Annotated in this window: 20 protein-coding genes, 5 tRNA genes and 1 pseudogene; 12 read left to right on the top strand and 14 right to left on the bottom strand. The window is 70.9% G+C overall.

Annotated elements, in window-relative coordinates; genetic code table 11:
* Window positions 1-10: 10 nt before the first annotated feature.
* Genes AB0950_RS17780 through AB0950_RS17770 form a run of 3 tightly spaced genes read right to left on the bottom strand, consistent with a single transcriptional unit; the run spans window position 11 to window position 1,607 of the window.
* The gene (locus AB0950_RS17780) at window positions 11-436 is read right to left on the bottom strand and encodes an arsenate reductase ArsC (protein ID WP_360153656.1); all 426 of its coding nucleotides are present in this window, start codon (window positions 434-436) and stop codon (window positions 11-13) included.
* 29 nt (window positions 437-465) lie between these two features.
* On the bottom strand, window positions 466-1,233 hold the full coding sequence (locus tag AB0950_RS17775) for an MIP/aquaporin family protein (RefSeq protein ID WP_366778864.1): 768 nt from the start codon (window positions 1,231-1,233) through the stop codon (window positions 466-468).
* Complete coding sequence (locus AB0950_RS17770; RefSeq protein ID WP_366778863.1) at window positions 1,230-1,607, bottom strand: metalloregulator ArsR/SmtB family transcription factor; 378 nt, start codon at window positions 1,605-1,607, stop codon at window positions 1,230-1,232. The genes AB0950_RS17775 and AB0950_RS17770 overlap by 4 nt, the downstream gene beginning before the upstream one ends.
* Before the next feature lie 129 nt (window positions 1,608-1,736).
* Between AB0950_RS17770 and arsM the strand changes: the two genes are divergently transcribed.
* Window positions 1,737-2,501: an arsenite methyltransferase gene (arsM, locus tag AB0950_RS17765; protein WP_360153647.1), complete on the top strand. Its 765-nt coding sequence runs from the start codon at window positions 1,737-1,739 to the stop codon at window positions 2,499-2,501.
* Between the two features lie 137 nt (window positions 2,502-2,638).
* Window positions 2,639-3,121 carry a DUF5994 family protein gene (locus AB0950_RS17760; RefSeq protein WP_360153644.1) on the top strand — a complete coding sequence of 161 codons (483 nt, stop codon included), beginning with the start codon at window positions 2,639-2,641 and terminating at the stop codon, window positions 3,119-3,121.
* Window positions 3,122-3,154: 33 nt separating this feature from the next.
* On the opposite strand, the gene AB0950_RS17755 is transcribed toward AB0950_RS17760, so the two are convergent.
* From AB0950_RS17755 to AB0950_RS17730, 6 genes are all read right to left on the bottom strand, one after another.
* Window positions 3,155-4,363, bottom strand: a complete 1,209-nt coding sequence (locus AB0950_RS17755) for a PP2C family protein-serine/threonine phosphatase (protein WP_360153641.1) — start codon at window positions 4,361-4,363, stop codon at window positions 3,155-3,157.
* Between the two features lie 374 nt (window positions 4,364-4,737).
* A tRNA-Lys gene (locus AB0950_RS17750) sits at window positions 4,738-4,810 on the bottom strand.
* Window positions 4,811-4,909: 99 nt separating this feature from the next.
* Window positions 4,910-6,418: an amino acid permease gene (locus tag AB0950_RS17745; protein ID WP_360153638.1), complete on the bottom strand. Its 1,509-nt coding sequence runs from the start codon at window positions 6,416-6,418 to the stop codon at window positions 4,910-4,912.
* Between the two features lie 114 nt (window positions 6,419-6,532).
* Window positions 6,533-8,755 (bottom strand): DEAD/DEAH box helicase, encoded by a 2,223-nt coding sequence (locus AB0950_RS17740; protein WP_366778862.1) that lies wholly within the window; start codon window positions 8,753-8,755, stop codon window positions 6,533-6,535.
* A gap of 239 nt (window positions 8,756-8,994) precedes the next feature.
* Complete coding sequence (locus AB0950_RS17735; RefSeq protein ID WP_360153632.1) at window positions 8,995-9,516, bottom strand: hypothetical protein; 522 nt, start codon at window positions 9,514-9,516, stop codon at window positions 8,995-8,997.
* Between the two features lie 86 nt (window positions 9,517-9,602).
* On the bottom strand, window positions 9,603-9,953 hold the full coding sequence (locus AB0950_RS17730; RefSeq protein WP_360153629.1) for a metallopeptidase family protein: 351 nt from the start codon (window positions 9,951-9,953) through the stop codon (window positions 9,603-9,605).
* Window positions 9,954-10,067: 114 nt separating this feature from the next.
* Here AB0950_RS17730 and AB0950_RS17725 point away from each other — a divergent pair, with 114 nt between their 5' ends.
* The 4 genes from AB0950_RS17725 (at window position 10,068) to AB0950_RS17710 (ending at window position 12,083) form a co-directional block, all read left to right on the top strand.
* Window positions 10,068-11,720: a metallophosphoesterase gene (locus AB0950_RS17725; protein ID WP_366778861.1), complete on the top strand. Its 1,653-nt coding sequence runs from the start codon at window positions 10,068-10,070 to the stop codon at window positions 11,718-11,720.
* A gap of 81 nt (window positions 11,721-11,801) precedes the next feature.
* Window positions 11,802-11,874 (top strand) — tRNA-Glu (locus tag AB0950_RS17720).
* Window positions 11,875-11,910: 36 nt separating this feature from the next.
* Window positions 11,911-11,985: transfer RNA gene (locus AB0950_RS17715), tRNA-Asp, on the top strand.
* A gap of 24 nt (window positions 11,986-12,009) precedes the next feature.
* Window positions 12,010-12,083: transfer RNA gene (locus AB0950_RS17710), tRNA-Phe, on the top strand.
* A gap of 73 nt (window positions 12,084-12,156) precedes the next feature.
* Here the strand turns inward: AB0950_RS17710 and AB0950_RS17705 are convergent.
* Window positions 12,157-12,261, bottom strand: a pseudogene (locus AB0950_RS17705) (calcium-binding protein); the annotation flags it as partial.
* 226 nt (window positions 12,262-12,487) lie between these two features.
* Here AB0950_RS17705 and AB0950_RS17700 point away from each other — a divergent pair.
* Entirely contained in the window at window positions 12,488-12,826 is a 339-nt protein-coding gene (locus AB0950_RS17700) for a hypothetical protein (RefSeq protein WP_360153626.1), read from the top strand.
* On the opposite strand, the gene AB0950_RS17695 is transcribed toward AB0950_RS17700, so the two are convergent.
* Window positions 12,823-13,842 (bottom strand): ABC transporter permease, encoded by a 1,020-nt coding sequence (locus tag AB0950_RS17695; protein ID WP_366778860.1) that lies wholly within the window; start codon window positions 13,840-13,842, stop codon window positions 12,823-12,825. The two genes, AB0950_RS17700 and AB0950_RS17695, sit on opposite strands and share 4 nt — an antisense overlap.
* Window positions 13,843-13,932: 90 nt before the next feature.
* Between AB0950_RS17695 and hrpA the strand changes: the two genes are divergently transcribed.
* The 3 genes from hrpA (at window position 13,933) to AB0950_RS17680 (ending at window position 18,720) form a co-directional block, all read left to right on the top strand.
* Window positions 13,933-17,889, top strand: coding sequence for an ATP-dependent RNA helicase HrpA (gene hrpA / locus AB0950_RS17690; RefSeq protein ID WP_366778859.1), 3,957 nt, complete (start codon window positions 13,933-13,935; stop codon window positions 17,887-17,889).
* Window positions 17,890-17,986: 97 nt separating this feature from the next.
* A tRNA-Asp gene (locus AB0950_RS17685) sits at window positions 17,987-18,061 on the top strand.
* Window positions 18,062-18,528: 467 nt separating this feature from the next.
* Window positions 18,529-18,720, top strand: coding sequence for a DUF6274 family protein (locus AB0950_RS17680; RefSeq protein ID WP_360153617.1), 192 nt, complete (start codon window positions 18,529-18,531; stop codon window positions 18,718-18,720).
* Window positions 18,721-19,183: 463 nt separating this feature from the next.
* Here AB0950_RS17680 and bldC read toward each other — a convergent pair whose 3' ends face one another.
* The gene (gene bldC, locus AB0950_RS17675) at window positions 19,184-19,390 is read right to left on the bottom strand and encodes a developmental transcriptional regulator BldC (RefSeq protein ID WP_003949541.1); all 207 of its coding nucleotides are present in this window, start codon (window positions 19,388-19,390) and stop codon (window positions 19,184-19,186) included.
* A 539-nt stretch (window positions 19,391-19,929) separates the two neighbouring features.
* Window positions 19,930-20,772: a hypothetical protein gene (locus tag AB0950_RS17670; protein WP_360153614.1), complete on the bottom strand. Its 843-nt coding sequence runs from the start codon at window positions 20,770-20,772 to the stop codon at window positions 19,930-19,932.
* Between the two features lie 200 nt (window positions 20,773-20,972).
* On the opposite strand from AB0950_RS17670, the gene AB0950_RS17665 reads away from it, so the two are divergent.
* Both AB0950_RS17665 and AB0950_RS17660 read left to right on the top strand, forming a co-directional pair.
* Window positions 20,973-22,079: a Glu/Leu/Phe/Val dehydrogenase dimerization domain-containing protein gene (locus AB0950_RS17665; RefSeq protein ID WP_360153611.1), complete on the top strand. Its 1,107-nt coding sequence runs from the start codon at window positions 20,973-20,975 to the stop codon at window positions 22,077-22,079.
* Between the two features lie 290 nt (window positions 22,080-22,369).
* On the top strand, window positions 22,370-22,630 hold the full coding sequence (locus AB0950_RS17660; RefSeq protein ID WP_360153608.1) for a DUF3073 domain-containing protein: 261 nt from the start codon (window positions 22,370-22,372) through the stop codon (window positions 22,628-22,630).
* Window positions 22,631-22,708: 78 nt separating this feature from the next.
* On the opposite strand, the gene purM is transcribed toward AB0950_RS17660, so the two are convergent.
* Window positions 22,709-23,776 carry a phosphoribosylformylglycinamidine cyclo-ligase gene (purM, locus tag AB0950_RS17655; protein ID WP_360153605.1) on the bottom strand — a complete coding sequence of 356 codons (1,068 nt, stop codon included), beginning with the start codon at window positions 23,774-23,776 and terminating at the stop codon, window positions 22,709-22,711.

The raw sequence follows: 23,776 nt of genomic DNA, 5'->3' as shown, positions 1-23,776 counted from the left end.
CCGGACTGCCCTACCCGGCCTGGGCCGGGATGCCCAGTTCGGTCAGCAGGGCGCGTACGCGCCGGGCGATGGCGTCGCGGATGGGGCGGACCGCCTCGACGCCCTGGCCGGCCGGGTCGTCCAACGGCCAGTCCAGGTACCGCTTGCCGGGGAAGACCGGGCAGGCGTCGCCGCAGCCCATCGTGATGACGACGTCCGAGGACCGCACCGCCTCGGTGGTGAGGATCTTCGGAGTCTCGGCGGAGAGGTCGACGCCCACCTCCGCCATGGCCTCGACGACCGCGGGGTTGACCGCGTCGGCGGGGGCGGAACCGGCCGAGCGGACCTCGACCCGGTCGCCGCCGAGGCGGGCGAGGAAGGCGGCGCCCATCTGGGAGCGGCCGGCGTTGTGGACGCAGACGAACAGCACCGAGGGGCGCTGGGCGGCGGAACTCATGCGGGGTGTCCTAGCGGGCGGAGGGGCGGTCAGGGGGAGGCGAGTTCGGCTTCGGGCTGGAGTCCGGGGCCGGGTGCGGATGCGCCGTGGGGTACGGCGATGCCGTCGGCCCGGGTGGGTGCGTGACGTCCGTACACGACCGCCACGGCTGCCAACCCCAGGACGACGCCGACCAGTTGGGCGCCGACGAAGGGGGTGACGGAGGCGGGGGCGATCCCGGCGAAGGTGTCGGTGAAGGCGCGGCCGACGGTGACGGCGGGGTTCGCGAAAGAGGTGGAGGAGGTGAACCAGTAGGCGGCCCCGATGTACGAGGCGACGGCCACCGGCGCGAGCGAGGCGCGGCCGGCCCGCTCCAGGCCGAGGACGAGCAGGATCAGCGCACCCGTGGCGACGACCTCGCCCAGCAGCAGATGTCCGGCGGACCGGTCGTGACCGGAGAACCTGACCAGCGGCGCGCCGAACATGGCGTCGGCCAGCACCGCGCCGCCGATGGCCCCGGCGATCTGCGCGGGCACGTACGCGGCGACCTCGCGCAGGCTCGGCCCGGTGCCGGTGCGGCGGCCGGCGAACCAGACGGCCAGCGTGACGGCGGGGTTGAAGTGCGCGCCGGAGACCGGCCCGAACAGCGTGATCAGCACGCCCAGTCCGAACACGGTGGCCAGCGAGTTGGCCAGCAGTTGCACGCCGACGTCGTGCGACAGCTCGGTCGCCTGGATGCCGGAGCCCACGACCACGGCCACCAGCAGCCCGGTGCCCAGCGCCTCGGCCGCGACCCGGCGGCCGAGGGACGCGGTCACGCCGTCACCCCTGCGGCCTGCGGCGTGGTCAGGAACCCGGCGAGCTTGTCCAGGACCCCGGGCAGCACCCAGTAGTACACCCAGGTCCCCCGGCGCTCGCAGTCGATCAGGCCGGCCCGGCGCAGCAGCTTGAGGTGGTGGGAGATCGTCGGCTGGGACAGGTCGAAGGCGGGCGTCATCTCGCAGACGCACACCTCACCGCCCTCCCGCGAGGCGATCATCGACAGCAGCCGCAGCCGTACCGGATCGCCCAGCGCCTTGAAGACCTTGGCCAGCTCCGCGGCACGTCCGTCGTCCAGCGGTGCGGCGGCCAGGCCCGGGCAGCAGGCGGCGGCACTCTCCTGGCCGATCACCCGGAGCTCTTGTTTCGACATGCCTCTATGTTGACGTTTCTCGATCCAAGGCGCAAGGTTGCATCGACAGACTTCAATACAGGCCGCGGAACCGGCCCCGCCGTGCCCGGCCGTCCACCCAACGCACACCCGGCATCCAGGAGTGAAGCGATGAGCGAGCAGTCCACCGATCTGCGGGAGACCGTCCGCCGGCGGTACGCAGCCGCAGCCGTCCAGGTCACCGAGGGCGGCGCCGCCTGCTGCGGCCCCCAGCCCGTCGAGGTCGACGAGAACTTCGGCTCCACCCTCTACGCCACCGAGGAGCGCGACGCCCTCCCCGCCGAAGCCGTCGCCGCCTCCCTGGGCTGCGGCAACCCCACCGCGGTGGCCGAACTCCGCGAGGGCGAGCGGGTGCTGGACCTCGGCTCCGGCGGCGGTATCGACGTGCTGCTCTCGGCGCGCCGCGTGGGGCCGACGGGGAAGGCGTACGGCCTGGACATGACCGAGGAGATGCTGGCCCTGGCGCTGGCCAGCGCGGCGAAGGCGGGCGCGACGAACGTGGAGTTCCTCAAGGGCACCATCGAGGCGATCCCGCTGCCCGCGAACACCGTCGACGTGGTCATCTCCAACTGCGTGATCAACCTGTCCGTCGACAAGCCCGCCGTCTTCGCCGAGACCTTCCGGGTGCTGCGGCCGGGCGGCCGTATCGGCGTCTCGGACGTCGTCGCCGACGACGCCCTCACCCCCGGACAGCGGGCGCTGCGCGGCGACTACGTGGGCTGCATCGCCGGCGCCCTGTCCTTCGCCGAGTACCGGGCGGGCCTGGAGGCCGCCGGCTTCACCGACGTCTCCATCACCCCGACCCACCAGGTCGCCGACGGCATGCACTCGGCGATCGTCCGCGCCGTCAAGCCGTCGGCCGCGGGGCAGCCGTAGCCGAGTCGGGGCTCTCCGGTGCGGCGACGGCGTCCGGCGATTCCCGGCGGCGCCCGTGCCGGCGGTGCCGAGGAGTAGCGTGGTCAGCAGCGAGGCGCATCCGGTGTTCGCACCCCAGCCGAACGGTTGGTTTCCTCATGACCGACTCCGACACATCCCGTGGCTCCCGGATCCTGCCGAGCGGCGTGCACCATGCCGTACGGCCGGGCAGCGCACTGCTCCGGCTGGAGACCACGGCATCACGCGAAGGCGCGCTCGACGGTGCGTGGTGGCCGCGGTCGCGGGACATCGGGGCGGAGCTGCCCGCGCTGCTGAGCGCCCTCACCGAGCACCTGGGCCCGCTGAGCCGGGTCGGGCTGGACGCCACAGCCTGGGAGGGGCTTCCGACACGGATCGCCGTGAACGACCGCGTGGTGCACGTGGACTCCTTCCCGGAGGGCGACGACACCGTCCTGATCACCCGGGGCGACAGGGACTACTTCTCGCTGCTGGTCATCCCGCCGGACGCGACACCCGAGGCCGCCCACGCGGCGATGGCCCAGGCCGTCCTGGCCGGCAACATCACCTCCGCGGAGCAGATCCTCATCGACACCGGAGGCGGGCAGACGGCGACGGGATGACGGGTCCCCCACACCCCGGGGACGGCGATCCGGTCAGCCGCGCCACTCCACCAGGAGCAGCGTGGCGTCGTCCGTGGTGCGTCCGCCCCGCGCCCGCTTCAGCGTGTGCGACAGGGCGCGGGCCACCGCGCGCACTCCGCGGCCGGTCCTCTCCAGTCCGTTCACCAAGTCGATCAACTGCTGCTCCCCGAACTGCTCCCCGCCCACCGCGTGCTCCTCGACCAGCCCGTCGGTGTAGCACAGGACCCGGTCTTTGCGCTCCAGCGTCAGCTCACTGACCTCCGGCTCCGCACCGCCCAGGCCCACCGGCAGGGTGGTCGGCCCGACCAGCCGGCGCGTCACGCGGTGGTCGCGGACGAGAATCGGCGCGGGGTGACCCGCGTTCACCCACTGCATGCGGCCCGTCGTCGTCTCCAGCCGCATCATCTGCCCGGTGACGAAGTGTTCGGGGCCGAACTGTCTCGCCACGGCCTCGTCCATGAAGGCATAGATCTCCGTCAGGCCGATGCCGAGGCGGCGGGCGTGGCGGTAGGCGCCGATGGCCACGGTGGCCATGGTGGCCGCACCGAGGCCGTGCCCCATCGCGTCGATCATGGCGACGTGCAGCACGTCGCCGTTGAGCGCGTAGTCGAAGCTGTCCCCCGCCACGTCGTAGGCGGGCTCCAGGACCCCGGCCACGGCGACCCTCGGCATGATCATGGCCAGGGGCGGCAGCAGAGACCACTGGATCTCGGCCGCGACGCTCATCGGTTCATCGCGGCGGGTCCGGAAGAAGAGGTCGGAGTAACCGTGCTTGGTCACCAGCAGATCGGCCACGAGTCCGGAGACCCGGCGCAGCAAGCGGCGGTCGTCGTCGTCGACCCGGTCCAGCGTCACGGCCATGACGCCCACCTGGTCGCCGCCGTCCAGCAGCGGCAGGTGGACCCGTACGCCGTCGTCCTCGGGCACCTCCACGGGCACCGCGTCGAGGAAGCAGCGGCCCGCGGCGGAATCGTCGATCACCTGCGGGTCCCCGCGCAGGAGCCCCAGGCCGGGCAGCGGCACGAGCAGCATCTGGCCGTAGTCCTGGAGCAGGACCTGCGGATGGCTGCCCCCCAGCCGCTCCATCACATCGGCCACCAGGGGGCCGATGAGGTGGGGTGGAAGCTCGTGCGCCCGGTCGAGAACCGTCCCCAGAAGCGCTTCCCCGAAGCTCTCGGAGCGGTCCACACGCGGCTCGGCCGTCATCTGCTCACCCGACATGATCCACACGACCATGGCCGCCGGCGATGGCCGGGGAAAGAGCTGTCTGTCCCATTACTCCATCATGGGCCGGTCCGCTCCCCGGCGCCCTCCAGAAGGAACGTCGACGGCCAAGGGCCGGCCTGGAACCCGAGCCGGGTACACCGCCTGCCGAAGGTTCGTGGGGACATCCACGGCAGACGGCCCACTCGTGGGGCACTCTTCCGGACCCCATAGCCCCTGGGTATCCACTGGTGCCGCGCCCAACCACATCCCACGAGCCCCGGACACATCCGCTCCGCACGCCCCCGGAAACACGTCGGCGCCCGAGCCGGCCGAAGCCGACCCGGGCGCTGCGTAGCAGGTCGAAGGGGGTGACCCCTCCCCCGCGGCCGTAGGCCCTGTGGGACTCGAACCCACAACCAATGGATTAAAAGTCCACTGCTCTGCCAATTGAGCTAAGGGCCCAGGCGATGTTGCGTGTCCGAGCATAGCCGGACGCGGCCGTGTCTCCGATCGGGTATCGGTGACGCGGCCGCGTCGGGAGGGGACCAAGGATCCGGATGGTCACTTTTCGACCAGGTTCGCGGCCGGGGCCCGGTCCGCGCTGAGGAACCAGTGGCGGGCCGAGGCCAGCCACCAGGTCGCGGCGAAGCCGAGGACGACCAGGACGGCGACGGGTGCGTAGTTGAAGGTCTCCCAGGTGACCGGCGAGACCTGGGGGAGCATGAAGAGGATCGTGATGACGGCGACCCACGTCACCGAGACGACCCCGATCAGGCCCGACCAGCGGCCCAGGTGCCACGGCCCGCGCTCGAAGGCGGCGCCCTTGCGGACCCGCAGGAAGGTCGGGACGACGTACGCGATGTAGAGGCCGATGACGGCGATCGAGGTGACGGCCGCGTACGCCGTCGAGTTGATCAGGTACGGAAGGCCGAGGGCCAGGGCGGCCAGCGCGGCCAGCCAGACCGCCGCCACCGGGGTGCGGGTGCGCGGGCTGACCGTGTGCCAGACGCGGGAGAAGGGCAGCGCGCCGTCGCGGGAAAAGGCGTAGATCATACGGCTGTTGGCGGTCACCGACGCCATGCCGCAGAAGAGCTGGGCGCCGATCACGACCAGGAGCAGCAGCTTGCCCGAGGTCGCCCCCAGCGCGTCCAGGAGGATCTGGGCCGGGGGTGCGCCGGTCGGGGAGGTGAGTTCCTTGTCGTACGACTGGATGGCGAACGTGAAGCCCAGCAGCAGCACGAAGCCGGCGATCCAGGACGTCCAGATGGAGCGGACGATGCCCTTGGGGCCCGCCGTGGACGCGTCGTGGGTCTCCTCGGTCATGTGGGCGGAGGCGTCGTAGCCGGTGAAGGTGTACTGGGCCATCAGCAGGCCGAGCAGCACGACGTAGGCGCCGCTGTGCCAGCCCGTCCGGTTGACGAACTCGGTGAAGACGAACGCCGTCGACTGGTGGCGGTCGGGGACGAGGGCCAGCGCGCCGACGATCACCGCCACGCCGAGCACGTGCCACCACACGCTGACGTCGTTGAGGAACGCGACGATCCGGACGCCGAAGGTGTTCAGCAGGCCGTGCAGGATCAGGATCGCCGCGAAGAGGAGCACCGTGCGGCCCGGGGTCACCTCGAAGCCGAACTGCAGGTTCAGGTACGCGCCGAGGAAGGAGGCCGCGCCGAAGTCGATGCCGGCGGTCACCGCGACCTGGCCCAGCACGTTGAACCAGCCGGTGAACCAGGCCCAGGCCGCCGCCGAGCGCGGGGGCGCCAGGCGGTGGGCCCAGAAGTACAGGCCCGCCGAGGTGGGGTACGCCGAGCAGATCTCCGCCATCGACAGGCCGACGAACAGGGTCATCAGGCCGACCGCCACCCAGCCCCAGGTGATCACTGCCGGGCCGCCGGTGGTCATGCCGAAGAGATAGAGGGTGAGACAGCCGGACAGCACCGAGATGATCGTGAAGGAGACGGCGTAGTTCGAGAACGCCGACATCCGGCGGGCGAGGACCTGGGTGTAACCGAGCTGGGCCAGCCGTTCCTCGTCCGACAGGCCACTCACTCGCGCGTCATCATCTGTCATGCCCCCAGCAATTCCCCCGCCGGTGGCGTGACATGCGTCACCCGGTGGCGAAAAAGGGCCCGTACGACCGGAGTCGTACGGGCCCTTCCCGGGTCACGCGGATGTCACTCGGCGTCAGCCGTTGCGCTTCCAGCGCGGCTTGTCCTCGCGGCGGCCGAAGGAGCCGCCGTTGCCGCGGTGGTCGTCACGGCGGCCGTAGGGGCGCTCGTGGCCGCCGGTGGGGCTGCCCCCGCTCGCCGGACGGCGGGAGTGGGGGAGGAAGCCCGGGCGGTCGTCGCGGCGGTCGCGGTTGAACGGCCGGTCGCTGCCCCGGTGACCACCGCGCTCGTCCCGGCGGAAGCCGCCGCGCTCGCCACGGTCACGGTCGAAGGAACGGCCACCTCGGTCGTCACGGCGGTCACGGTCGAACGGACGGCGCTCGTCACGGCGCTCGAAGCCACGGCCACCCCGGTCCTCACGGCGCTCGAAGCCACGGCCACCGCGGTCCTCACGGCGGTCGCGGTCGAACGGACGGCGCTCGTCACGGCGCTCACCCCGGTCGTCACGGCGCTCGAAGCCGCGGCCGCCACGGTCGTCACGGCGCTCGAAGCCGCCACGCTCGCCACGGTCACGGTCGAAGGAACGGCCACCGCGGTCGTCACGACGGTCACGGTCGAACGGGCGACGGTCGTCACGGCGCTCGAAGCCACGGCCACCGCGCTCGTCGCGACGGTCACCCCGGTCGTCACGGCGCTCGAAGCCGCGCCGCTCCCGGCGCTCGTACGGCGCCGAGGCCGCCGGACGCTCCTCGCGCGCGGTCTCCCGCTCGGCCGTCTGCTCGACGACCGCGAGTTCCTCGGCGGCCGTCGCCTGCGCCTCGGCCACCGCGGCCTCCGGGTCCTCGCCCCGCTCGCGGGCGACCCGGGCGACCAGCCGGTCGGCCTCCTCGCGCAGTTCGGTGGCGCGGCGCTGGGCGCGCTCCAGCTGCTTGGTGAGCTGGGCGACCTCGCGCTCGGCCTGCTGGGCGGCATTGCCCGCGGACTCGGCCTGGACCTCGGTCATGGAGCGGGCGCCGGTGATCTCGGCGACCTCCGGGTCGAAGGCGCCGGCGCCCTGGATGATGTGCCGGGCCGCGTCGACGCCGGCGTCCTCCATCAGGCGGAAGATCTGGCGCCGCTGGTGCGGCAGGGAGAGCGAGACGACCGTGCCGGTACGGCCCGCACGGGCGGTACGGCCGGCGCGGTGCAGGTAGTCCTTGTGGTCACCGGCCGGGTCCACGTTCAGGACCAGGTCGATGCCGTCGACGTGGATGCCGCGGGCGGCGACGTCGGTGGCGACCAGGACGTTGACGTACCCGTCCTTGAAGTCGGCCAGGGTCCGGGTGCGGGCGCCCTGGGTCATGCCGCCGTGCAGCGCGTCGGCCTTCACGCCGGCCTCGCGCAGCTGCTCGGCGACGCGGTCGGCGCCCAGCTGGGTGCGGACGAAGATGATCGTGCGGCCCTTGCGGGAGGCGATCGCGGCGGTGACCGGCGCCTTGTCCTTCGGCTTCACGATGAGGATGTGGTGCGACATGGTCGTCACCGCGCCCTGGGCCGCGTCCACCTCGTGCGAGACCGGCTCGTTCAGGTAGCGGTCGACCAGGGTCTTGATCTCGTTCTCCATGGTGGCGGAGAAGAGCATGCGCTGGCCGTCGGCCGGGACCTGGTCGAGCAGCTCGGTGACCTCGGGCAGGAAGCCCAGGTCGGACATCTGGTCGGCCTCGTCGAGCACGGCGATCTGCACGTCCTCGAGCGAGCAGGCGCCGCGGTTGATGATGTCGCGCAGCCGGCCCGGGGTGGCGACGAGGATGTCGACGCCGCGCTCCAGGGCGTAGATCTGGTTGCCCATCGAGGTGCCGCCGCAGACGACCTTCATCTTCAGGCCGACGACGTCGCCGTACGGCTGGAGGGCGTCGGCGACCTGCATGGCCAGCTCGCGGGTCGGGGTGAGGATGACCGCGCGGGGCTTGTGCTTCTGGGTCCGGCCGCCGGCCAGCCGGGCCAGCGTCGGCAGACCGAAGGAGAGGGTCTTGCCGGAGCCGGTGCGGCCCCGGCCGAGGATGTCCTTGCCGGCCAGGGCGTCCGGGATGGTCGCGGCCTGGATCGGGAAGGGGGTCGTCACGCCGTTCTGCGCGAGCTTGCGCACGACGCCCTCGGGCAGGCCGAGGTCGGCGAAGGTGATCTGGGGGGTCTGGTTCTGGGGGGTGTCAGCGGCCTCGGGGGCCTCGGTGATCTCGGTCGTCGCGTCGGCGAGGTCGCCCTCGAACTCGGCGAGCTCGTTCTCGGACACGACGAACTGATCAGTACTGGACACGGACATGCGAATGCGAAACCTTCCGGAGTCTCTTCGGCACGCGCCCGTCAACTCCGTGATTCGCTCACGACCGCCTCAATGCGGTCCGCCACGGCAAAGGAGAGTACGCGCCACACGGCGCGCTCTGCGTTGGCGCCGGGCAAATGGGATCAAACGATCTACCACCATACGCACTCCCCACCCCTGAAGGCAAACCGCCCGCGTCTCCGCAGGTCAGCCCCGGCCCCGCACACCGCTCCCCGCGCTCAGACCGCTGCCCCCGCCGCGGGCGCCGGTGCCGGTTCGCGCTCGACGAGCTGCGGCCCCGGCCCCTCGTGCGCCGAGGAGGACGGCTCGGCCGACGGCGGTGCGGAGGTCACCGGCGGCGGGGTCGAGGCCGGCGGCACGGGCGGGGCGGAGGTGGCCGGCGGGGTCGGCGGCGCATTGGTCGGCGCGGGGTCGCCGGGCCGGGCGGTGGTGCCGGGCTTCGCCGGTGCCGTGGGCGCGCTCTTCTCGCCGGACGGGGTGGCCGAGGGCGACGCCGAGTCCTCGTCCCGCTTCCCCTTGCCGTCGTGGCCGTGCTTGTCGTCGCCCGCCTTGCCGTCGTGCCCGCCGAAGCCGCCGGCGCCTTCCACCGGGACGCCGTCGGGCGCCTCGCCGCCATGCCGGCCGGCCGAGTGCGCGGGCCTGGCCCGGCCCGCGTCGTCACCCACGTTCACACAGCCGGCGGCTGCGGCGAGGGTCAGCGCCGTGACGGTGAGCCGGACGGGTACGGACAAGGGGCGCACGGCGGCCACCTCCGGAGGCGAGAGGAGAAGTCAACCTCCCCAACTCCCGCCGCCCGCAAGAGGACACGCGTCCCGCCGTATCGGGCTCACCCGTAGCCGAGGGTGTGCAGCCGGGCGTCGTCGATGCCGAAGTGGTGGGCGATCTCGTGCACGACGGTCACCTCGGTCTCCGCGACGACGTCCTCCCTGCTGTCGCACATCCGCAGCGTCGGCCCGCGATAGATGGTGATCCGGTCCGGCAGCACGCCCGCGTACCACTCGCCCCGGTCGGTCAGGGGGGTGCCCTCGTACAGTCCGAGCAGCTCGGGATCGTCGGCGGGCGGTTCGTCCTCCACGAACACCGCCACGTTGTCCATGAGCCGCATCAGCTCCGGCGGGATCCGGTCGAGCGCCTCGGCGACCAGTTCCTCGAACTCCTCGCGCGTCATCTCCAGCACATGGTCATTGTCCGGCACGAGGTGCCGTATGAGACCGGTGCGCACCGCATATCCGCCCCCGCACCCGGGCATACGGCACCAATGGTCCGCGTCCCCGTCGCAGTGTTCCGCAGGATGACGACCCGTCTGCGCCACCCCACGACGCCCCGCCCGCACCGCACGACCGACCGCGCGCGCCGTACGACCGACCGCCGCCCGCACCCGGCGGCGAACCCCCCGCGCCACACCACGAGCCGCCTGCTCCCCACCTTCCGCCGCACCCGCCGCACCCGCCCGCTCCCCGCCTTGGAGCTCGCCGCGCGCCCCCACCCGTGGCTCCGCGCCCTCGGGCTGACGGTGGTCGTGCTGGCCGGCGCCTGGCTGGGGCTGCTGATCGTCGGGAACGTACGGGCCCCGGTCGGCCCCATGAACACGACGATGGCGCTGCGCCCGTCCCTGACCGGGGGCACGAAGATCAACGTCTCCCCGCTGGGCGCCCTGAGCCTGGACACCCATGTGGCCCCCGTCCGCCTGGACGTGAACGTGGACCAGCTCGACCCGCTCCGCTCCCAGGCCCTGGTCGACCACCCCGAGCGGATCTCCGGCCTCCAGGACGAGGTCGCCCAGGACGTCGAGCACGGCACGCTGGACCTGGCGGTGCGCTCCTGTGTCGCGGTGGTCGTCGGAGCCACCGCCCTCGGCCTCGCCGTCTACCGCAGGCCCCGCCCCGCCCTGGCCGCCGGCGGCCTGGCGCTGGCCCTGCTGGCCGCGTCGGGGGCGAGCGCGTACGCCACCTGGAACCCGAAGTCGGTGCTGGAGCCGAGGTTCTCCGGGCTGCTCAGCTCGGCGCCGGCGGTGGTCGGCAACGCGCGCAGCATCGTCAGCGACTTCGACGTCTACCAGAAGGAGCTGGCCCGCCTGGTGACGAACGTGACGAAGCTCTACGACGTCACCTCCACGCTCCCGGCCTACCAGCCGGACCCCTCCACCATCCGGGTCCTGCACGTCTCCGACATCCACCTCAACCCGGCGAGCTGGAAGATCATCGCCTCGCTGGTGGAGCAGTACAAGGTGAACGTGATCGTCGACTCCGGCGACACGATGGATCACGGTACGGCGGCGGAGAACGGCTTCCTGGACCCGATCCGGGGCCTGGGCGTGCCGTACGTGTGGGTGCGGGGCAACCACGACTCCCGGACCACCCAGGGCTATCTGGAGCGGATGAAGAACGTGCACGTCCTGGACGACGGCCGGGCGGAGACGGTCGCCGGCCTGCGTTTCGCGGGCATCGGCGACCCGCAGTTCACCCCGGACCGCTCGGTGGCGCCCGGCGGGAACGCGGCCGAGCAGCTGGCGGGCGACCGGCTGGCCAGCGCCCTGCGCGACCAGCGGGCGGCCGGCACCCCGGTCGACGTCGCGATCGCCCACGAGCCGTCCGCGGCCCGCGAGACGGACGGCGAGGTGCCGCTGGTGCTGTGCGGCCATCTCCACCACGAGGGGGACGAGATGCTCCGGTACGGCACCCGGCTGCGCATGGAGGGCTCCACGGGCGGCAGCGGACTGCGGGCGGTGGAGCACCAGTACCCCGCTCCCGTCGAGGCCTCGATCCTCTACTTCGACCGCGACAGCCACCGCCTGCAGGCCTGGGACGCGATCAAACTGGGCGGGCTCGGAGAGACGACAGCCGAGGTCAGCCGCCATCTGGCGGACGAGAACCGGCCCAGGACCGCTCCCTCCCCGCGCACCCCGTCCCCCTCCTCCCCCAGCTCGTCGGCCCCCTCGCCGTAAACCGTTTTGGCGATACTCCCCGCCATCCCATATGCTTCTCACGTCCCCGACGCGCTGACGAAGCGCCCAGGCGGGCCGATAGCCCTCATCGTCTAGCGGCCTAGGACGCCGCCCTTTCAAGGCGGTAGCACGGGTTCGAATCCCGTTGGGGGCACGCAATACCGTGTGCGACACTGTTGCATGCACGCTTGGTCCTGTGGAGCAGTTTGGAGTGCTCGCCACCCTGTCAAGGTGGAGGCCGCGGGTTCAAATCCCGTCAGGACCGCTGGTGTTTCACGTGAAACACCGTGGCTGGGTAGCTCAGTTGGTACGAGCGTCCGCCTGAAAAGCGGAAGGTCGCCGGTTCGACCCCGGCCCCAGCCACAACCGCCCTCACCAGGGCCCGAGCCCCTCTCCTACCTTCACAGGAGAGGGGCTCTTTCGTGTCGCCCCCTCTTTACCTCACGTCGACGAAGTCGCCCGTGGCCTTGGCGGCGGGCGTGGTGCTCGTGCCCGTGAAGTAGGAGCGCCAGTAGCCGTCGGTGGACGCGGTGACCGTGGTCCGGAACTGAAGCTTGACCGGTTGTCCGGCGTGAGCGACCGGAACGGTGAGGGCGATGAGTGCCAGCGCGCCGGACGAAGCGGCACCGATGGCGAGTCTGCGCATGGGTGGGATGGCCTCGCCCCTGCCCGCCCCCTATGATCGGGCGACGCCCCGCCAGGACGCGGTTCAGTGCACGGGGCCTTCGTCGTACGGGGCATGGTCGTAGTGGTCTGTGGGGGGATCCGTGGCGGACGACACCGAGGTGGAGAAGACGCGAGCGCGGTACGGGCTGCTCGCGGTCATCGTCAGCAATCTCGCCATCGCCGGTGTCGCGATCGTCGGTGTGTGGCGGCTCGACGGGGACAAGTCGGTGATCGTCGGCGTCCTGACCGCCGCGTTCACCGCCGTGAGCAGCATGACGACCGCCTACCTGGGCATCAAGGCCGTCGCCAACACGGCGAAGTCGATCGGCCTCAGGGACGCGACGGCCTCTCGCCACGCCGACCCGGTCCCCTCCGCGACACCTGCTCAGCACACCGACCCGGCTCCCACCACGGCGCCGGCTCAGCGCGCCGGTTCCTAGGAAGGCGTCGGCGGGTCCGTCGGGCGGCCGCCGGGGTGGCGGTGCCGCCCGATCAGGAACACCGCGCAGGAGACGACCGCCCAGCCGGCCAGCACCAGGAAGGGAAAGGCATGCTGGTGGCCGCGGAAGTACACCGCGGTGTGCTGGGCGTTCACCGAGGCGCCGGGCGGCAGCCAGCGGCCGATGGTGCCGAGCGCGGACGGCAGCAGCGGCCAGGAGACCGCACCGCCGGAGGACGGGTTGCCGAGCAGCACCATCAGCCCCCAGGTCGGCAGCATGGCCCACCGCCCGACCAGGGCGTTGAACATCGTGAACACCATGCCCGAGGTGACCATGGTCAGGGCGAGGATCGCCCACGACTCCGCGAACGGCAGCTTCAGCGCCCCCAGCCACCAGTCGACCACCGCCGCGATCGTGAACCCGCCGAGCAGGGCGTAGGCGACGATGTAGGCGATGCGCTCCAGGGGGTTCAGCTCGCGGGCGTGCACGCTGAGCTGGATGGCGCCGACGAAACCGACGATCCCTGCGGCGAGCGAGATGTAGAAGATCGCGAGCCCTCTCGGATCACCCCGCTGCAGTGGCTTGAGGTCGTGGACCAGCACGGTGGTGCCGGTGGCCCTGCCCACCTTCGCCCCGGCCTCCGCGAGCACCTGCGCGACCGTCGCGCCGGACGCGCCCGACACGTCCAGGACGATCGACCGGCCGCCGGCGGGTGCCTCGACGACCGCGAACACCTTCTGCTGGTCCACCGCGAGGACGGCGTCCCGCCTGCTGCCGTACGGGTGCAGCTTCAGGGAGGCGCCCAGGGCCTGCTCCATGCCCCCGATGAAGCGCCGGGCCGTCGGCGCGTCGTAGGCGCCGGTCACCGCCGCGGGGATGCTGTGCGGGGTCGGGTTGGCCATGGCGTAGGTGTACGAGCCCGCGAAGAGGCCCGCCGCGGCGGCGATGATCAGGAGGAGGACCGTCGCGGGGAGAAAGGGGGACCGTTTGAAGGCCGTCCAGCGCGAATCGGACATAACGGATACTTTGGCAGCTCGGCAGGCGGCTGGCGCTCCGAGTCAAATGGTTCGCGTGTTTTTCGGCCGGGGTGAGATCCTGGACGGCGTATGTCTACGCATCCAGCCCCCGCTCTCGGCACCCTCGCCCCCCGCCTGACCGAGCTGACGCTGCGCGACGCGCACCGGCTCGGCCGGCGGCTCGAGGGCGCGCGCAAGATCCGTAAGCCGGAGGCCCGCGCCGCCGTCCTCGCCGAGATCGAGGCGGAGGTCGACAAGGCCGAGGCCCGCATGGCCGAGCGGCGCTCCCGCGTGCCCGCCGTCGGCTACCCGGAGCAGCTGCCGGTCAGCCAGAAGAAGGACGACATCGCGGCCGCCATCCGCGATCACCAGGTCGTCATCGTCGCCGGTGAGACCGGCTCCGGCAAGACCACGCAGATCCCGAAGATCTGTCTGGAGCTGGGCCGCGGCGTGCGCGGCATGATCGGGCACACCCAGCCCCGGCGCATCGCCGCCCGCACCGTCGCCGAACGCGTGGCGGAGGAGCTGAAGACGCCCCTCGGCGAGGCCGTCGGCTGGAAGGTGCGCTTCACCGACCAGGTGAACCCGGACGCCACCTTCGTCAAGCTGATGACGGACGGCATCCTGCTCGCCGAGATCCAGACCGACCGCGAGCTGCGCGCCTACGACACGATCATCATCGACGAGGCCCACGAGCGATCCCTCAACATCGACTTCCTGCTCGGCTACCTGGCCCAGCTGCTGCCGAAGCGGCCGGACCTGAAGATCGTCATCACCTCGGCGACCATCGACCCCGAGCGTTTCTCCCGGCACTTCGGCGACGCCCCGATCATCGAGGTCAGCGGCCGGACCTACCCGGTGGAGGTGCGCTACCGGCCGCTGCTGGAGGAGGACTCCGAGGACGCCGACCGCGACCAGATCACCGCGATCTGCGACGCCGTCGAGGAACTCCAGGCCGAAGGCCCCGGCGACATCCTCGTCTTCCTCTCCGGTGAGCGCGAGATCCGCGACACCGCGGACGCCCTGGAGAAGAAGAAGTACAGATTCACCGAGGTGCTGCCCCTCTACGCCCGGCTCTCGCACGCCGAGCAGCACCGGGTGTTCCAGCCGCACACCGGGCGCAGGATCGTGCTGGCCACGAACGTCGCCGAGACGTCCCTCACGGTGCCCGGCATCAAGTACGTCATCGACCCCGGCTTCGCCCGGATCAGCCGCTACAGCCACCGCACCAAGGTCCAGCGGCTGCCCATCGAGCCGATCTCGCAGGCCAGCGCCAACCAGCGCAAGGGCCGCTGCGGCCGTACCAGCGACGGCGTCTGCATCCGGCTGTACTCCGAGGAGGACTTCCTCGCCCGCCCGGAGTTCACCGACGCCGAGATCCTGCGGACGAACCTGGCCTCCGTCATCCTGCAGATGACCGCGGCCGGCCTCGGCGAGATCGAGAAGTTCCCCTTCATCGACCCGCCGGACCACCGCAACATCCGCGACGGCGTGCAGCTCCTGCAGGAGCTGGGCGCGCTGGACCCGGCGCAGAAGGACCCGCGCAAGCGCCTCACCGAGACCGGCCGCAAGCTGGCCCAGCTGCCCGTCGACCCGCGTCTGGCCCGGATGGTCCTGGAGGCCGACAAGAACGGCTGCGTCCGCGAGGTCATGGTCATCGCGGCGGCCCTGTCCATCCAGGACCCGCGCGAGCGCCCGGCCGACAAGCAGACCCAGGCCGACCAGCAGCACGCCCGCTTCAAGGACGAGACCAGCGACTTCCTCGCCTACCTCAACCTGTGGCGGTACATCCGCGAACAGCAGAAGGAGCGGGGCTCCAGCTCGTTCCGCCGGATGTGCAAGCAGGAGTACCTGAACTTCCTGCGCATTCGCGAATGGCAGGACATCTACACCCAGCTGCGCACGGTCGCCAAGCAGATGGGCATGCACCTCGAGGAGCCTTCGGCGGGTACTGACGCCCCCGCCGACCGCATCCACGTCTCGCTGCTCGCCGGCCTCCTGTCCCACATCGGGATGAAGGACGTGCGCGACGGCAACAAGAACGAGTACCTGGGCGCCCGCAACGCCAAGTTCGCGATCTTCCCGGGTTCGGCGCTGTTCAAGAAGCAGCCGAAGTTCGTGATGTCGGCCGAGCTGGTGGAGACCTCCCGGCTCTGGGCGCGGGTCAACGCGAAGATCGAGCCGGAGTGGGTCGAGCCGCTCGCCGGGCATCTGCTGAAGCGGACGTACAGCGAGCCGCACTGGGAGAAGGACCAGGCGGCCGTGATGGCGTACGAGAAGGTCACGCTGTACGGCGTGCCGATCGTCGCCCAGCGCAAGGTGAACTACGGCCGGATCGACGCCGAGGTCAGCCGCGAGCTGTTCATCCGCAACGCCCTGGTCGAGGGCGACTGGCGTACGCACCACAAGTTCTTCGCCGACAACCGCAGGCTCCTCAGCGAGGTCGAGGAGCTGGAGCACCGGGCGCGGCGCCGGGACATCGTGGTCGACGACGAGACGATGTTCGACTTCTACGACCAGCGGGTGCCCGAACACGTCGTGTCCGGCGCGCACTTCGACTCCTGGTGGAAGCGCAAGCGGCACGAGCAGCCGGACTTCCTGGACTTCGAGCGGGAGATGCTCATCCGGGAGTCGGCGGAGGCGGTCACCAAGGCCGACTACCCGGACACCTGGCGGCAGGGCGACCTGAAGTTCAGGGTGACCTACCAGTTCGAGCCGGGTGCGGACGCCGACGGCGTGACCGTCCACATCCCGCTCCAGGTCCTCAACCAGGTCACGGACGAGGGCTTCGACTGGCAGATCCCGGGCCTGCGCGAGGAGGTCGTGACGGAGCTGATCCGCTCCCTCCCCAAGCCGATCCGCCGTAACTACGTCCCCGCGCCGAACTACGCGAAGGCGTTCCTGGAGGAGGCGGTGCCCCTCCAGGAGCCGCTGACGGTGACGATGGCCCGCGAGCTGAAGCGGATGGTCGGCGTGCCGTTCGAGGCCGACGACTTCGACTGGTCCAAGGTCCCCGACCATCTGAAGATCACCTTCCGGATCGTCGACGAGCGGCGCCGGAAGCTGGCCGAGGACAAGGACCTGGAGGCGCTGAAGCTGCGCCTGAAGCCGAAGGCCCGCAAGGCCCTCTCCCAGGCAGCGGCGGCAACCGCCGAACGCGAGGGCGGCGAGTCCCTGGAGCGCACGGGCCTGACCGACTGGACGATCGGCACGCTCACCCGCGTCTTCGAGACCCGCCGCGCCGGCCAGCCGGTCAAGGCCTACCCCGCCCTGGTCGACGACGGCGACACGGTCTCGGTCCGCCTCTTCGACACGGAGGCCGAGCAGGCCGAGGCCATGTGGAAGGGCACCCGGCGGCTGGTCCTGCGCAACATCCCGGTGAACCCGGCGAAGTTCGCGTCCGAGAAGCTGACGAACGCCCAGAAGCTGGCGCTCTCCGCCAACCCGCACGGCTCGATCCAGGCCCTCTTCGACGACTGCGCGATGGCGGCGGCCGACAAGCTGATCGCGGACTTCGGGGGTCCGGCGTGGGACGAGGAGTCGTACCGCAAGCTGTACGACAGGGTGCGCGCGGAGATCGTCGACACGACGGTCCGTACGGTCGCCCAGGTGCAGCAGGTGCTGGCCGCCTGGCAGGCCTGTGAGCGCCGTCTGAAGGCCGTGAAGAGCCCGGCGCTGCTGGCGAACCTGACGGACGTCCGCAAGCAGCTGGACGCCCTGGTGAAGCCGGGGTTCGTCACGTGGGCCGGCATACGGCGGCTGCCCGACCTGATGCGCTACCTGGTGGCCGCGGACCGGCGCCTGCAGCAGATGCCGACGAACGTCCAGCGGGACACCACGCGCATGGAGAAGGTCCACGAGATGCAGGACGAGTACGCCTGGCTCCTGGAGCAGCTCCCCCAGGGCCGTCCGGTGCCGCAGCAGGTCCTGGACATCCGCTGGATGATCGAGGAGCTGAGGGTCAGTTACTTCGCCCATGCCCTCGGCACCGCGTACCCCGTCTCCGACAAGCGGATCGTGAAGGCGATCGACGCGGCCGCGCCGTAACCGCACACGCACAGCGAGTGAGTTCGACCAGGCGGCCTCACCTCCTGTACAGTCTCTTCTCGCAGCGCAGTGCACCAACCAAAGCGCCGCGAAACCTGGTCCTGTGGAGCAGTTTGGAGTGCTCGCCACCCTGTCAAGGTGGAGGCCGCGGGTTCAAATCCCGTCAGGACCGCAGAGATGAGAGAGGCCCGCACCCCGCAAGGGATGCGGGCCTCAGTCGTATACCCCTCACCGCCCCGCCAAGGCGGAGGCCGCGCCCGCGGCAGAGCCGCAATCAAGCACAGCAAAACCCGTCAGGACCGCAGAGAGACCGACGCCCGCACCCCGCAAGGGATGCGGGCCTCAGTCGTATACCCCTCACCGCCCCGCCAAGGCGGAGGCCGCGCCCGCGGCGGAGCCGCAATCAAGCACAGCAAAACCCGTCAGGACCGCAGAGAGGGAGGCCCGCACCCGTCAAGGGTGCATGTAGCGCCCCACCAGCCCTCGTCGCCCTGCCACGGCGCTCCGGGGCGGTGGAGTCCCCGCACAGCCGCCCTTCCTTCGCCCCCGCCGTGGGCGCTCGCCACCTTGACGGGGTCACATTCCGTCGGTACCCAGAAGACAGGGCCCGTTCCCCTGTGCGGTCCGCGGAGGTGGGGTATGGCGGCATCGGTCAGGCACGAGACGCGGGCGCTGCTCAGGGCGCATCTGTCGGCCGCGTCGTCCTACCGGCATCTCACCCGCCACTGTCCCATCTGTCATCACCTCCTGCGGCTGGCGATGGACGCCGGCTCGCGGGCCCCCGAGGCGAGCGGCGAGGAAGCCGAGGACGAACGCCCCCGCACCGCGTGATCCCGTACGGGCCCCAACAGCCTTGCGGGCGTGGGACGCTGGCACGGCACCGCTCCTTTAGCGCACTCATGCCGTCGGCAACAACAGTCGAGCCATGTGACGGGAGTCACCGCATGAGTTTCTGAAAGGGCGGTACTTACCCCCGTCCTACAACGGGTCAATTTAATATGTGCAATTGCACCGCTCTCACGGCTCCCGCACAGCCGTTCCGACACCCCTGCCCAGACTCCGACAAGGCCGCGCACAAGTACGGCACCCGCCCCCCGACCAGCGCACAAAAAAGATCGCGCTGGACCCGGCGGAGTCCAGCGCGATCGACGACGCACCCTGTGTCGCTGCCTACAACGTTCTCTTCGGCTTTGGGCGAGGGCCCTGTTGGGGCAGGTCCCGCGTCGCTTGTAGCTAGGGTTTCGGGAGCTCGGCGGGTTGGGGGACCAGCCGTGTTGCCCGGTTATGCGGTTGTTCAGGCCTCGCTGCGCTGCTGCGGGATGCCCGCGAGCAGTGCGCGGACCTCGGCCTCGCGGTAGCGGCGGTGCCCACCGAGCGTACGGATGGACGTGAGCTTGCCGGCCTTCGCCCACCGCGTGACCGTCTTGGGGTCGACGCGGAACATCGTGGCGACCTCAGCGGGGGTCAGCAGCGGCTCGGCATCAGGGGTGCGAGCGGTCATGAGCGGCCTCCTCGGGAGAACCGAACCTTCTCGGTTCTTTCCTCTAAATTCTGCACCTTGACCCGCGTTGCCCGAAATGGCGGACGCGAGTCGAGTCGGTTATAGGACGAACGGCTTGTCCTCGGCACTACAACTACACCATCTGTCCAGCCGCGTCGGCCAAACCGATGGAATTGCCCTCCCAGGTGTTCATCAGCGACGGAAGCCGATGGACCATGCCATAGCGGACAGTCACGCCACTGTGACGATCAGTCACAGGACGATCAGGAGTCACAAGACCCCCCAAAGCGTGCAATGCTGAGAATCCGCCCACATTGGAGCACAGTTGGGCGAACGGAGCCCTCCCCGGACTCCTTGTCCTATTTTGGCATGAGGGGCGGCACTTAGGGCAAGGCTCTTGTAAGTGCTGTCCATCACCCTTGAGACAAAAGTCCAGATCGGGACCATCGTCCCGTGAGCGGGTCAAGTGGCCTAGACCGTACGCTGTTCGACGCCGTTCGAGCCGTGACCTACGTCACTCTCGCGGCGATTGTGGAACCTCAGTTCGCCGAGCGCCGGTCCCGCACCGCGCGCCACCGCTCCACGAGCCGCGCATAGGCCTCCCCGGCCGCTGCCCCGTCGCCCCGGCGCAGCGCGCCGATGCCCTCGGCCACGTCCGCCGCCGAGTGGTCGCCCTCCAGCTCACCGGCCGGCAGCACGTGGACCAGGCCGCCGTAGTCCAGCTCCACCAGCGAGCGCGGATGGAACTCCTCCAGCCAGCGCCCGACGTCCACGAGACCGTCGATCAGCGGCCCTTCCTCCACGGTGTCCCGCAGCGTGCGCAGCGCCCGCGCCACCCGGCGCCGGGCCTGCACCATGGGCGTGCGGTAGCGCAGCAGCGGCGGCACGTCGGCGGTGCCCTTCTCGTACTGCCGCTCCTCGTCGGAGACCAGCACGAACCAGTTCAGCGGCACCTGCCAGGTCGCCGTGCGGATCCACGGGCGGGCGTCGGGGTTGCGGGCCAGCCAGCGCTCGTAGTCCTGGGCGGCCTGGCGCCGTACGACCGGGGGCAGCACCGCGTCCAGGACCGGCGCCGGCAGCTCCTCGGCCAGCTCACCGAGCGCCTGCCAGCCGCGCAGCCGGGTCCGCCAGGGGCACACGCAGACCACGCCGTCGACCTCCGCCACGAAAGCGTCGCTGCTCTCGTGCACCGGCACCGCGACCGGCGGGATGGGCAGCAAGTCGGCGAGGGAGCGGCGCAGTTCGTCCTGGTAGGAGGGGCGGTCGGGGCGGCGGGCGTAGCGCGCCCAGTGGTCGCGCTCCGGCTCGGGGAAGGCGCCCAGCGGCTCGTACACGCGCAGGTACGCGGCATAGGGGACGACCACGGAGGACACCTTCGGCACGCCTGCTCCCTCCCCATCGGGCCCGGCTCGAAACCACTGCAAATCGTCCCACGGTCATGCGTGCGCAAGCGGCACGGGAGAGTGATCCTGAACACTGCACGGATGGTGGTCGCGCCAAGGCTCTACGCTCATGCCAGGCACCCCGCCACCCGTACGGGGTTCCACCCCACCACGCCGCTCTTTACACAGGAGTCACCACAGTGACCGACGTAATTGGCGCACCTGCCGATGTCCTGCACACCCTGTTCCACTCGGACCAGGGCGGCCACGAGCAGGTCGTGCTCTGCCAGGACCGCGCCACCGGCCTGAAGGCCGTGATCGCCATCCACTCCACCGCCCTGGGCCCGGCCCTCGGCGGCACGCGCTTCTACCCGTACGCGACCGAGGCCGAGGCGGTCGCCGACGCCCTCAACCTCGCGCGCGGCATGTCCTACAAGAACGCCATGGCCGGCCTCGACCACGGCGGCGGGAAGGCCGTGATCATCGGCGACCCGGAGCGCGACAAGACCGAGGAGCTGCTCCTCGCCTACGGCCGCATGGTCGCCTCCCTCGGCGGGCGCTACGTCACCGCCTGCGACGTCGGCACCTACGTCGCCGACATGGACGTCGTGGCCCGCGAGTGCCGCTGGACCACCGGCCGCTCTCCCGAGAACGGCGGCGCCGGCGACTCCTCCGTGCTCACCGCCTTCGGCGTCTACCAGGGCATGCGCGCCTCCGCCCAGCACCTGTGGGGCGACCCCTCGCTGCGCGGCCGCAAGGTCGGCATCGCCGGTGTCGGCAAGGTCGGCCACCACCTGGTGAAGCACCTGCGCGACGAGGGCGCCGAGGTCGTGATCACCGACGTGCGCGAGGACGCCGTCCAGCGGATCCTCGAGCAGTACCCCGCGGGCGTGACGGCGGTCGCCGGCACCGAGGACCTGATCCGGGTCGAGGGGCTCGACATCTACGCCCCCTGTGCGCTCGGCGGCGCCCTGAACGACGACTCGGTCCCGGTGCTCACCGCCAGGGTGGTGTGCGGCGCGGCCAACAACCAGCTCGCGCACCCCGGCGTGGAGAAGGACATCGCCGACCGGGGGATCCTCTACGCGCCGGACTACGTGGTGAACGCGGGCGGGGTCATCCAGGTCGCCGACGAGCTGCACGGGTTCGACTTCGACCGGTGCAAGGCGAAGGCAGCGAAGATCTTCGACACCACGCTCGCAATCTTCGCTCGTGCGAAGGAAGACGGGATTCCGCCGGCCGCCGCGGCCGACCGGATCGCCGAGCAGCGGATGGCCGAGGCGCGCTCCGGGCACGCTGCGCAGTGATCCGGTCGCACAGGTGAGCGGTACCCGTCGGCGGGAACTTGGAGAGAACTCTCACTTCCACCGGCGGGTCGTTCCCCGATAAGTGGTTAAAATCGCCACTGACCAGCGAGGACAGGGCGCCTCGACGGTCCTGTGCACACGCGCGTGCTGCGGGCGACGTACCGTATGGGCGCGGGCTCAGGTACCGTGGAAGCCCTACGGACCGGCCTCTCCATGGAGAGTCCGTTCCAGATCATGAACGCGTGTCAGACTCTGGGGCCGTCGAGCCCCGTCGTTGAGGGGGTCGAGCCATGGGGCGCGGCCGGGCCAAGGCCAAGCAGACGAAGGTCGCCCGCCAGCTGAAGTACAACAGCGGTGGGACGGACCTCTCACGCCTGGCCGAGGAGCTGGGCGCATCGACGTCACCGTCGAACCAGTCGCCGAACGGCGACCACTTCGAGGACGCCGATGAGCATGACGACGACGACCTGTACCGTCGGTACGCCGACCTCTACGAGGACGACGACGAGGATGAGGACGAGAGTCCTCACCAGCACCGTCGCGGCGCTTGACCTTGCATTGACCAGTCCGGTCGGTGGCTCTGCCACCGACCGGTTTCTGTGCTGTCGGCACGGTCGCCGGCCGCGGGATCAGGCGGCGTAGTCCCCGACCAGCTCCGCGCCGGTCTCCTTCGCGCCCCGGTCGGTGATCTCGCCGGCCACCCAGGCGTCGACTCCGCGGTCGGCCAGGGTCGCGAGGGCGACGTCGGCGGACTCCGCGGGGACGATCGCCATCATGCCGACGCCCATGTTCAGGGTCTTCTCCAGCTCCAGGCGCTCGACGTTCCCGGTCTCGCCGACCAGATCGAAGATCGCGCCCGGGGTCCAGGTGGAGCGGTCGACGACGGCGTGCAGCGCGTCGGGGATCACGCGGGCCAGGTTGGCCGCGAGCCCGCCGCCGGTGATGTGGCTGAACGCGTGCACATCGGTGGTGCGGGTCAGCGCCAGGCAGTCCAGCGAGTAGATCTTCGTGGGCTCCAGCAGCTCCTCGCCGAGGGTGCGGCCGAGTTCGGCGACCTCGGACTCCAGGGCCAGGCCCGCCGTGTTCAGCAGGACGTGGCGGACCAGGGAGTACCCGTTGGAGTGAAGCCCGGAGGACGCCATGGCGATCACCGCGTCACCCGTGCGGATGCGGTCCGCGCCGAGCAGCCGGTCGGCCTCCACGACGCCCGTACCGGCCCCGGCGACGTCGAAGTCGTCCTCGCCCAGCAGACCGGGGTGTTCGGCCGTCTCGCCGCCCACCAGGGCGCACCCGGCGAGCACACAGCCCTCCGCGATGCCCTTGACGATGGCCGCGACGCGCTCGGGGTGGACCTTGCCGACGCAGATGTAGTCGGTCATGAACAGCGGCTCGGCGCCGCACACCACGATGTCGTCCATGACCATGGCGACCAGGTCGTGGCCGATGGTGTCGTAGACGCCCATGCGGCGCGCGATGTCGACCTTCGTGCCGACGCCGTCGGTGGCGGAGGCGAGCAGCGGGCGCTCGTAGCGCTTGAGCGCGGAGGCGTCGAAGAGTCCGGCGAAGCCGCCGAGGCCGCCGAGGACCTCGGGGCGCTGGGTCTTCTTCACCCACTCCTTCATGAGCTCGACCGCGCGGTCGCCCGCCTCGATGTCGACGCCCGCCGCTGCGTAGCTGGCACCAGTTGTCTCAGACAT

Source organism: Streptomyces sp. NPDC007189, assembly GCF_040703635.1.
Classification (GTDB): Bacteria; Actinomycetota; Actinomycetes; order Streptomycetales; family Streptomycetaceae; genus Streptomyces.
Note: the sequence above shows the minus strand (reverse complement) of the source record. Positions and strands in the feature narration are given on the sequence as shown.